Below are 10,848 nucleotides of genomic sequence, written 5' to 3' on the forward strand. Positions count from 1 at the left end.
CTTACTAAAAGATTATGGATGTTCCCTACCCATCTGTCCCATTCTTTTTTCAAAATGGTATAAGTATCTTGTCGCCCTGTGAGGATTATGAGTATTTTCCTGTCAAAGAAGTGCATGAGTATAGGTTATGAAGGCTCAAAACCCTTGCACTTTTTTGGAAAATCACCAGGTAAACATCAAGAATGTGGAAAAGATGCCAACATATCCACTAAAATCTCCTTTGCAGAACGAGGATTCCAACCCAATTCCTCACGGGCTTTGTTCCCTTCCACCCGTACACAGCGATCATAAAGATAATGAACCCTTTCTTTAGCAATGGGAGGATTCCAATTTAAGACTCTACCTATGGGGTCAAGTATATTCCCTACCACCCTTACCACAGGTTCCGGTACTTCCACGGGTACGGGTACACCAGTTTCTTGACTAATAATGGCAAACATTTCTTTGGTAGGGAGTTCATCGGCAGAGATAATGTAGTGTTCTCCAATTTTTCCCTTCTCTGTCGCTAAAATCATTGCCTCAACCAAGTCATCAACATGAACAATCCCAGTCATGCGATCGCCACCTACCCACAATTTCAACCAACCTTTGAGAAATAATCTCAGTGCGGGGGCAAAATGAGGGTCGTCTGCACCAAATATACCGGAAGGCATAACACTAACTACGGGTAATCCGGCTGCGGCAAATTCATCTACAATTTGTTGAGCTTGGTATTTGGTGCGATCGTAGGCTGAGGAAAATTCTGTTTGGGTTCTCTGAAAGGTTTCATTTATTACTTGCCCTTGGGTATCACCGTACACCCCAATGGTGCTGCAATAAACTATTTTGGATATAGCTGTCTCTTTGGCTATCTCTAGAACTGCTTCCGTCCCTTCCACATTCACCCGTTCCATTTCTCGGTCATTCACCAACCCTAATTCTACGTAGGCAGCTGTATGGAATACCGTATCCACATCTGCCATAGCTTGCCTTAAAGCTTCTTGGTCGGTAATATCTCCATAGAACAATTCCACGGGAATATCTGCAATTCGTGCCAAATTACTCCCAGAGCGCACCAAACCTACCACCGTATCACCACGTTGATGTAGGGTTTTAACTAAATGAGAGCCGGTGAAACCATTAGCACCCGTAATTAAAGTTTTCATAGGGGAGTGGGGGAGTGAGGGAGTGAAAGAGTGGGGGAGTGAGGGAGTGTGAAACTATTAGTACCCATAATTACAGCTTTCATAGTACTTTCTCGTAAATGCGATAAGTCTTATAAATTTTGCCACCAGCAGTTTCAATCAGCTTGCGGGAGGGATAATTATCTTCCCATACCCAAGATAATTCAGCTCGTTTGTAAGGCTTACCCTTTTTAATTCCCCCTTGCATACCCAGATAAATCAAAGCTAAGGGTACCATTTTCCGCCGATATTCTGGTAAGGAGGCGATCGCAATTACCCTGCCTTGGTCTATTTGACGACGATACCAAAGAAACTTCAGCATACCCAACCAATTGAGTTTACCACTAACATGTTTCAGGGCAATATTGTAGTCCGGTAAACCCATCCAAAAGCCAATCATCTTGCCATTATCTTCAGCGATGGGGAATACATCGGGATCGACCAATTGCTGTAAATCCTGAGCTTCCTGCAAAAATTCCTCTTCTGTACGGGGGGTAGAACTCCAATTATTCGCAAAGGCTGTAGTAAACAACTGATAAAGGCTGCGACAATCTCTAGTAAATTCTTCCCCTTTGGTATGAATAGGACGGAAAGTAATCCCCGACTTGCAAGCAATGCGATAACCCTTGGCAAATTTAGCTGATAGGCTACTATCTAAGGGAAAATCATAAGCATAAGCATCTTTTGCCTTCTGCCAACCAGCCTGTTCTATAAACTGGGGATAATAGGCAGGATTGTAAGGCATCATCATCATTGGTGGAGAATCAAATCCATCCACCAGAAACAAGCAGCTATTATGGGTAGATAAATTAATTGGCCCCCTAACCTCTATCATCCCGCGATCGCGTAACCATTGACAAGCTGTTTCTAACAACCCTTGAGCAACTGCAAAGTTTTCTACACATTCAAAATAGCCAAACAGCCCAATATTTTTACCTTCCTGGGCAATAAATCGCTGATTAATCGCTGCAACAATTCGCCCCATAGGTTCCGCCGAACCTGATTCCACAGCTATAAACTGTTGAAATTGTCCATATTCTAAGAAAGGACTGTCTGGGACTAGTTGTTTGGCAATACTACTACGGATTGGAGGCACCCAATTTGGATCATTTTGATAAATCTTGCCAGGAATATCCAGAAAAGTTGCTCGCTCAAAGTCCGTACTAACAGCTTTTATCTCAAATTTGGTAGTTGTATTCATAATTGAAAATTAGGAAAAGGAAAGAAAGTCAGGAGTAGAGAGTTAGACTAGTTGCTCAGAAATGCCAAGGAACAGGGAGAGTTCAATAGTAAGCTGAATCAAAAAATTGGATAATTTATCTCTTTGATTTCCCTCAATAACTCCTGACTCCTAACTCCTTAAGCAGTAGCTACTGTTGCTGGCTTATACAAATCTTCCCGTGTTCTTACCAGTCCTTCTACCAAAAGATCCATCTCTTCCTTAGTATGTAAGGCATTAGCAGTAATCCGGAGCCGGGGTTTAGCAATAAACCAGATTGCAGATACCCAAATACCATATTTTTCCATCAAATGACGAGTAAAGAGCTTGGGATTATACTCTGGGGGTAACACTACCGGAATCACATTAGTCTCCCCAATGACCTCAAAATCATGCTCAATTAGCCGCGATCGCAAATAACGAGTATTTGCCTGTAAAGTAGCTACTAATTGGGGATTTTGCTTTAACTGACGGATACTTTCTAATGCTGCGCCTGTAATTGGAGGGGGCAGAGAAATTGTACCAATGGAAGTGGGGGAAACATCCAATAAATCCACCATTTCTGGTAAATGACTGCTAATTGCAGCCCCTGCAGAAGCAGCAAATTTAGAAAAGGTGGTCATAATTAGCGGAATCATGCCGCGATCAAGGACTTGTTGGGGAGAAATACCAAAGTGCTCATATATACCGCCACCTGTTGCACCAATTGCCCCACTGGCATGTGCTTCATCCATGACAATTACACTACCAGGGTAGTTTTCCAACACATCCAACATTTCTGGTAAAGGTGCAATATCGGCATCCATAGAGAATACTGCATCAGAAACTACCATAATGCGATCGCCTGGTTTTGCATAGCGGCGTAATTTCCGGGCAAAGTCGTTGACATCGCAGTGACGATATGCTTTGACTCGCACATTGGGGCTGTGACTAAACATTCTTCCCGAACGATTACCAGCATTGACCACTGCGGAGAGAATACAACCATGATTGAGAACATCTGTCATAATCAAGGTTTCTCTAGTATGGTGAAAACCAGGAATATTAATCGCCAAATGGCAAAAGCCATCTACCAAAGCTTGCATTGCCATCCAAGCATTCAGAAATAGATGGGTATGGGGTAAATGTTTAAAAGTAGATATTTCTTGTTCTAATTGCCGATGCAAGTCAATGCGACCACTGAGAACAGAGCAAGAACTATTAGATGTTCCATACTTGACAATAGCATCAATAGCTGATTGTTTAACGGCTTCTGATTGGACTAGACCTAAAACATCATTAGTGCAAAATGTCAGCAGCTTGTACCGTTTATCACCCTTAGGATCTTCTACATCAACTAAATTACCCTGTTTTCCATGACAAATGAACTTATCTGGATAGAGACCACTTTGGTATAGCCTCTGCATATATTCTTCTACAACTTCCACAGTCTACTCCTCTCACCTTGATAAAAGCACATTGGACTCGTTATAAGCGGTTTTAAACTAACCCTGATCACAGCTAATTGATTTACTCTTTTATGGATTTTCAAAAATTCCCTCAATTACAGCAGATGATTATTTCTCCTTTTGATGGTTCCTACTACTATTTGATAGTTTTCTAGATTGTTGCATAAATTCTTCATATTGCCCGACAATCAATCTTTGTAGGGCAATAATTGCCGGATTAATTTCCACATAGCGCCGTCCAGGATTAGCTAGGTAGGTGCGCTGTTCGCTTTCTATCATTTCTATATCCTGGTCGAGAAATTTTTTAAATAAAAAACGCCAAATCATTTGTGATAATTGTGGTTTAATCCGTTTTAACATCCATTTGGGTAAGCCTACTTTGAGAAATAACAGAGAAAAGGATTTTGTTTCTGTCATCCCTACAGGTAGTCGCATTAAATAAATGGAAGAAACTCCTTCAATAGAACTCCGATAGTGAGGATACTCATAATTAATAGAGATGGTGCGAGTGGTCACTTGGTTTCCGTGCTCGCTAAATCCCAGAAATTTTGTCATCCACCCTTGATAGGAAACCTGGTATTTTGCTTGGACTGAACGTTCGTTTTGATGCAAGTTCAACAGTACTGGATCGAACCAACCCTGTAAATCCTGATGCAAAAAACCATGAAACACATCCATCGTGTTTTCATTACATATGGAAAAGTGAGCCTGAAAATGTGCAGGGATGGGAACAAGTAACCAGTCAGGATGTTCATATTCAGGCACATCCGGTAAAGGAGTATTTTCTGCCAAATTACTATTACTAGGAAAAACCCAGATAATATTGTATTTTTCCTGCACTGGATAACTAGCTGCTTGGGCACAGGGTAGTTTTTGTCCCTCAGGTAAGTAAGGAATATTAACACATTTACCATTGCGATTAAACTGCCAACCATGATAAGGGCATACAAGGTTATCACCTTGAACTTTCCCTTGATGGAGAGCGACCCCTTTATGGGGACAAGCATCTTCTAAAGCATGGAGTTGACCATTTATATCGCGATAAACTGCGATCGCCTGTTGCCATACCATTACGGGCAGTATCTTTCCTGGCTGTAGTCTATCAGCCCAAGCCACTGGATACCAGTAATTGGGATTAATACCCACTTCCCGCACCCGATTCTGAATTGTCTGGCTTGTGAGAGTAGGAGCCAGTTCCATTCCACACTCCTGAATGTGTATTTACAACAGAGAGCCAAAGTATAATCCTAGAGGATTTGCTGACAATCTTATAAGAAATTTACAAATTACTCAGCAATTAAGCAAGAATAAATCGGCAAAAATATGTAATGATTTATCCTTTATTCAGACATCTGGTACATTAAATTCATAGTTTATGAACAAATTCACCCATTAATAACTCATAGATTCTTAGTTTCCTATCCCCTAATCCCCAATAATTAAAATGCGAGTTTTACTCCTATATCCCCTGTTTCCTAAATCTTTTTGGTCTTTTGACCGGGCTTTAGAATTAATCGGTCGCAAAGTTTCTCTCCCTCCTCTAGGATTAATTACTGTGGCGGCTATTCTGCCCCAAAGTTGGGAATTCCATCTAGTAGATCGCAATGTTCAGCCGGAAACTGAAGCTGACTGGGAGTGGGCTGATTTGGTGATTATTTCCGGGATGATTGTCCAAAAGCCAGATATGTTGAGTTTAATTAGGGAAGCAAAGCATCGGGGTAAATTGGTGGCTGTGGGTGGCCCCTATGTGACTTCTGTGCCTGAAAAAGCCCAAGCAGCCGGGGTCGATTTTCTGATTTTAGATGAAGGGGAAATCACCCTACCCATGTTTGTGGAGGCGTTAGAACGAGGGGAAACTTCAGGAATATTCCGTGCTAATGGTGATAAACCTGATGTGACGACAACGCCAATTCCTCGCTATGACTTGCTGGATTTGCAAGCTTATAGCGATATGTCGGTGCAGTTTTCTCGGGGTTGTCCTTTCCAGTGTGAATTTTGCGATATTATTGTCCTTTATGGGCGCAAACCACGGACTAAAACACCGTCACAACTTTTGGCTGAATTGCAAACTCTTTATGATTTGGGTTGGCGACGGGCTGTGTTTGTGGTAGACGATAATTTTATTGGCAATAAACGCAATGTTAAGCTCCTGTTGCGAGAGCTAGCCCTTTGGATGGCTGAACGTGGCTACCCTTTCGATTTCACAACAGAAGCTTCGGTGGATTTGGCAGAGGATAAAGAACTTTTGGATTTAATGATTGCTGCTAACTTTGTCGCCGTATTTTTGGGAATTGAGACACCAGATACGGGTAGCTTAGCTTTGACCAAAAAATACCAAAATACCAGAAGTCCCCTGTTTGAGGCAGTTGATACCATCAATCGAGCCGGTTTACGAGTCAAGGCTGGTTTTATTCTTGGTTTTGATGGTGAAAAACCAGGGGTCGGGGATCGGATTATTAATTTTGTCGAAGCCACAGCGATCCCCCATGCTATGTTCGGTTTACTTCAGGCTTTGCCAAATACGGCTCTTTGGCATCGATTAGAAAAAGAAGGACGTTTGCTAGAGATAAAAGAAGAAGTTAAGACAGGAAACCAAACAACTTCCTTGACTAACTTTATACCCAGTCGTCCTATAGAAGAACTAGCCAGAGAATATACCAGTTGTTTCTGGGAATTATATGAGCCGAAAAAATATTTGGGACGTGTTTATCGACACTTTCTCAATCTGAAACCCAAACCTTACAAAAAAAAGTTTCAGATGCTAGAGTTAATAGAAATACGGGCAATATTCATTATTTTATGGCGACAGGGAATCAAGCGTTCTACACGGTTCCAGTTTTGGTCTCAATTGTTCTCAATCCTCAGAAAAAATCCCGCAGTAGTTACGTCTTATATAGTCAATTGTGCTCACCTTGAACATTTCATCGAATACCGCCAAATTGTCCGAGACGAGATTGAGGGACAATTGGCTGAGTTTATCGCCACCAAAAATAAAACAGAGATTATTCCTAATAAAGTGATCGCGTAAAGAAAAATAAGCTCTCAGTCAAACAAACTCACTGGTTTGCCAATTAACCTGAACAACACCATACTATAGTTGTTCCAATTAATTTCTGTAGTGGGAGCCGGACAGCTCCCTCATATATTAATGCAGGCAATATGCCTACACTACAAGATTTATCCCTCTAATACGAACTATACCACTACACAATTAGGGCGCGGACATTATTGAAGATCCAAACCCATGAACAGTAAACTTATTACTTATTACTTATTACTTGCCCGTAGCGCTATATTTTCCCAAATCACAGATCCAAGGCAGTAACTAACTTTTCCTTATCGGTCATATCACCAATTATTCTTTGTATGGGTGGAGGGAGTTCTTTGACTAGTGTCGGAACGGCAAAAATATGATCCTTTTCTAAACTTTCTGGTTGTTGATGAATATCAATAATTTCCAATTCATAACGTCCTTTTAACCGTTCTTCAAATAGTTGTTTCAGGTTATGTATGGCGCGTACAGATGTCTCATTTTTATGAGAAATATACAAACGCATGACATATTTATCTAACTCAAAACTAGATAAAATATCCAAGAAATCTTGCGAATGATGAATGGAATTATCGTCAATTTCTGAATTGCTCATAAATGTCCTTTCAAGCTAGTAAGCTTTTAGCAATTAGATTGTTTACAATTGTTATTACCTTGTGAGCTTGGGAACTATCCCATTTTGTCAAAATCTATCAGGCTGGAGAGCTATACCTTTCTGGGTGATTAGATCAAAATTAGTATACTACTTTTATCCTATCTGTAATTTAAGAGTTATTTAATATCACAATAAACCCAAACTGTATCCTAATAGTTATTGCTTAAGAATAAAGAGAAAATGGAGAATCAAAGCTTTGAGTTCTTCTCTTTCGCTAAATTTTTAATTCGGAAGTACTCAATCTCATATCCCGCATATATTAGGATTACAACCCATTAATCAGAGGTTAATCATCAAAAATATCCAAGACATAAGGTTTATGATAACTAAAGCATCTTAACTTATAGAGTAATTTTACTTATGCTATTTCTGTCGCAGAAAATTAATTGTTGGAATCTCCTAATTTGACTTATTTATATTTTCTCATATTCTATCAACCTTCAGCTTGAGAAACTAGATCTAATTTAGTCCAACGATAGAAGTAATCACTGGTAGTATATGTCATATCATTTGCCTGTTAAGTATTGGTGAAGAAAGTGATGAAGTTTTGATAATTGACGAATAAATAACTTCTCATCATCAGGACGAAGGTAATATTATTGACTTATATCGAATATCATATATCAGAATAAAAATATTTTATTGGCTCTAGTGTATCCCTATTTGGCTCAGTTAACAAAAAACCCTTATTCTTCAAAAGGCTTATCATAGGAGCTTTTTACCAAGTTCGAATGCTTGGTTAATTTCCACCAACCTGTACTAGTACACCACAGGGGAAATTAACCAAGTATCTTTGATATTTATAGGGTAAGGAAGAAAGGGAAAAATAGAATAGTAGACTTACTTACGCCGCGACGTAATAGTGTGTATTTTACGAAATTATACATAGTTGTATTAAAACATTAATCACCACATATTCAATCACAGATATACTCATGGCACCAGCTAAATGGTTTCAGCACAAACAAATTTGGTTAGTGGGAATCATCTTGAGTTTGATGGTTCTTTACCTTTCCTACTATGGAATAACCCAAGATATTCAATCTTTAGTCAGCGGCTTCATATTTACTAGTGGTACTAGTGTTCTTTTATGGAAAAAGCGCCGAAATTTAACATTAGATAGTGACATTTTTTCTAGTATCATTGGTACGATTGCGATCGCAGTTTTTCCCCTGTCACTTTTTTTATCTATATATTCCCCTACTACCCTACCTATTTTCTTCTTTATAGCCATGATGGGAGTGGCAATGTTAGCTAGTGGTAAAAAAGGAGTCAAGCAATACTGGCAAGAATTGTCTCTGATTCTGACTTTAGCCATTCCTGGAACTAATTTCTTGATTTGGTGGCTGAAATTAATCTGGCTTAGTTGCTTAGTTAAGAATGCCAAATTTTGGTTTTTGTGCTTGACTCTCAGCTTAACGCCAGTTTACCTGCACAAACTAGATGTAATTGAAATCGCCAGGTTCGTTTCTAATAATATCCTGGCAATAGCGATAGTTATCTGGCTAGTTTGGCAAAAGCGCAATCAAATCCAGTCAAAACCTCAAAAATATTCTACTTTGTTGGGAGTAACCTGTATTGCCTTAGTTTGCAGTCAAATTTTTGACCATACAAGTATGTGGTTACAAATTTTACCCGCATTAACAGCTCTAGGTATTGCTTTAATTACTTCTGGTTTTTCAGGATTAAAACAGTATTGGCGAGAGTTTGCCATTCTCTTGATTATTGGTATTTTTGGAGCCTTTAAGCCTCAAATTGAAGAAAATTTTGGTCTGGCTAGCATCACTGCTCAATTTGCCCATTATCTAGTGATGAAGTGGGGTATACCAAGTGTGCGTCAAGGAACTCTAATTCTGTTTTCACCAGAAACTGCGGTAGAAGTCACTCAAGGCTGTGCTGGCTATAGGCAAATATTCTGGCTTTTGGAAATCGCTTTATTCTACGTAGTCCTCTTCTCCTCTCGTTTAAAGCAGGCTTTAATAGTTCCTACGGTTGCGGTATTTCTTGCGTTTATTGGTAATAGTATTCGAGTGCTGTTTTTATCTATCCTTGTATCAGCAGGGGATAAAGCAGGGTATGTATTTTGGCATGATGGCAAAGCAGGGGATATTTTTGTGGTTATTCCTACATTGATTTTTGGTTTATTTTGTTTGTATTTAATTAAATATTCACAATCTGAAGAGATAGATGATTACCAAGAAACCAAGTTTTTATAAATAACTGGACAGGAATATTTACACTTACAAAATATATATCATATTTGTATGTTTTTTTGAAGAAGTCAGCAATTTTCTAGTGTAATTACTGAAGAAATAATATATTATTTATTTATAGATAAATAGAAATTTGAAATAACATGAAAGTTTCTTCTTTTGTTCCTTCACTTCTCCTGGCTATGAGTCTTGCCCTAGCCTCTTCTTCTTTCTCTACTGCTAACGCGACTAAGCTAAATCGCAGTTTATCCAAGGGAAACAAACCTAAAATAAATCAACCTAAACCATCAAAAAATAATAAAGCGAATAAAGCTATTAGTAATAAAAAGAACAAAGTTATTCAAGGGCCAAACAAGAATAAATTCATTCGCAGAAAAATAAATAAGGGTGGTGTTACTCCTACTCCAGTTCCCGAACCCTTAACTATTCTTGGTACAGTTGTTGTCTTAGGTTTTGGTGGCTTGTGCCAGAGTGAGATTTCTAAAAAGCGGAAGTAAGCAAAAGGGATTGTTGTTTAATTAATAATAGCAATAAACTGATAATCAGCATAGATTAATAATTAAAAACTTTTAAAAAATCATTCTTTTTATACATCCTGAAGCTCTATCTTTTGTAAAAGAGATGGTTTCAGGATGTATGTTATATATAATTTATATGATACCAATATTTTTTGAAATACAAAATATGTTTTTTACTGCATTACATGATATTACTTAAGCAATTTTATTTATTTTTTACATAAAAATAAATCCTGTAAAAGTTAGGTAAATATACGCCCATAAGACTTGATTTGATCGAATCGGGTCATTTATTGTTAACAATATCAGGATGCAACTCAAAGAGAAATACTGATTTTTGGAAAGTAACTTTATTATGATAAGTAAAAGAATTATAGTTTCCGCCGTAGTAGGTTTGGCAACACTTCTACCTTCAGCCTCTTATGCTGCGAGTCTAACACAAGTTGCAACAGAGCTTGTACTATCTGTTGATGTCTCTGGAAGTGTTAATACTACTGAGTTCAATTTACAAAAGCAAGGTTATGTCGATGCATTCAGAGATACGACTATTCAACAACAGATATCTAACCTAACAGGTGGT

Annotated in this window: 9 protein-coding genes; 4 read left to right on the forward strand and 5 right to left on the reverse strand. The window is 38.6% G+C overall.

Annotated features, from left to right (window positions below):
- Positions 1 to 176: 176 nt before the first annotated feature.
- The 4 genes from CALSC_RS06615 to CALSC_RS06630 form a co-directional block, all read right to left on the reverse strand.
- Positions 177 to 1,145, reverse strand: a complete 969-nt coding sequence (locus CALSC_RS06615; RefSeq protein WP_088240599.1) for an NAD-dependent epimerase/dehydratase family protein — start codon at positions 1,143 to 1,145, stop codon at positions 177 to 179.
- A 79-nt stretch (positions 1,146 to 1,224) separates the two neighbouring features.
- Entirely contained in the window at positions 1,225 to 2,364 is a 1,140-nt protein-coding gene (locus tag CALSC_RS06620; RefSeq protein ID WP_088240600.1) for a hypothetical protein, read from the reverse strand.
- 158 nt (positions 2,365 to 2,522) lie between these two features.
- Entirely contained in the window at positions 2,523 to 3,809 is a 1,287-nt protein-coding gene (locus CALSC_RS06625) for an aminotransferase class I/II-fold pyridoxal phosphate-dependent enzyme (protein ID WP_088240601.1), read from the reverse strand.
- Between the two features lie 129 nt (positions 3,810 to 3,938).
- Positions 3,939 to 5,030: an aromatic ring-hydroxylating dioxygenase subunit alpha gene (locus CALSC_RS06630; protein WP_088240602.1), complete on the reverse strand. Its 1,092-nt coding sequence runs from the start codon at positions 5,028 to 5,030 to the stop codon at positions 3,939 to 3,941.
- 244 nt (positions 5,031 to 5,274) lie between these two features.
- Between CALSC_RS06630 and CALSC_RS06635 the strand changes: the two genes are divergently transcribed.
- Positions 5,275 to 6,858: a B12-binding domain-containing radical SAM protein gene (locus tag CALSC_RS06635; protein WP_088240603.1), complete on the forward strand. Its 1,584-nt coding sequence runs from the start codon at positions 5,275 to 5,277 to the stop codon at positions 6,856 to 6,858.
- A gap of 277 nt (positions 6,859 to 7,135) precedes the next feature.
- Here the strand turns inward: CALSC_RS06635 and CALSC_RS06640 are convergent, their stop codons facing one another.
- Positions 7,136 to 7,477 (reverse strand): circadian clock KaiB family protein, encoded by a 342-nt coding sequence (locus CALSC_RS06640; protein WP_088240604.1) that lies wholly within the window; start codon positions 7,475 to 7,477, stop codon positions 7,136 to 7,138.
- A 995-nt stretch (positions 7,478 to 8,472) separates the two neighbouring features.
- Here CALSC_RS06640 and crtA point away from each other — a divergent pair.
- The 3 genes from crtA to CALSC_RS06655 all read left to right on the forward strand — a co-directional run.
- Positions 8,473 to 9,753, forward strand: coding sequence for a cyanoexosortase A (gene crtA, locus CALSC_RS06645; RefSeq protein ID WP_088240605.1), 1,281 nt, complete (start codon positions 8,473 to 8,475; stop codon positions 9,751 to 9,753).
- A gap of 140 nt (positions 9,754 to 9,893) precedes the next feature.
- Positions 9,894 to 10,247, forward strand: a complete 354-nt coding sequence (locus tag CALSC_RS06650; protein ID WP_088240606.1) for a PEP-CTERM sorting domain-containing protein — start codon at positions 9,894 to 9,896, stop codon at positions 10,245 to 10,247.
- A gap of 415 nt (positions 10,248 to 10,662) precedes the next feature.
- Positions 10,663 to 10,848 (forward strand): DUF1194 domain-containing protein (locus CALSC_RS06655; protein ID WP_235006707.1); only part of this gene is annotated, 186 nt, incomplete at its 3' end.

Origin of the sequence: Calothrix rhizosoleniae SC01 (assembly GCF_900185595.1) — a bacterium.
GTDB classification, from domain to species: domain Bacteria; phylum Cyanobacteriota; class Cyanobacteriia; order Cyanobacteriales; family Nostocaceae; genus Calothrix_A; species Calothrix_A rhizosoleniae.

Excerpts from the sequence above, each read along its gene's own strand:
- crtA (WP_088240605.1), top strand. The coding sequence starts at position 8,473 with ATGGCACCAGCTAAATGGTTTCAGCACAAACAAATTTGGTTAGTGGGA.
- CALSC_RS06640 (WP_088240604.1), bottom strand. The coding sequence starts at position 7,477 with ATGAGCAATTCAGAAATTGACGATAATTCCATTCATCATTCGCAAGAT.
- CALSC_RS06615 (WP_088240599.1), bottom strand. The coding sequence starts at position 1,145 with ATGAAAACTTTAATTACGGGTGCTAATGGTTTCACCGGCTCTCATTTA.
- CALSC_RS06630 (WP_088240602.1), bottom strand. The coding sequence starts at position 5,030 with ATGGAACTGGCTCCTACTCTCACAAGCCAGACAATTCAGAATCGGGTG.
- CALSC_RS06635 (WP_088240603.1), top strand. The coding sequence starts at position 5,275 with ATGCGAGTTTTACTCCTATATCCCCTGTTTCCTAAATCTTTTTGGTCT.
- CALSC_RS06650 (WP_088240606.1), top strand. The coding sequence starts at position 9,894 with ATGAAAGTTTCTTCTTTTGTTCCTTCACTTCTCCTGGCTATGAGTCTT.
- CALSC_RS06620 (WP_088240600.1), bottom strand. The coding sequence starts at position 2,364 with ATGAATACAACTACCAAATTTGAGATAAAAGCTGTTAGTACGGACTTT.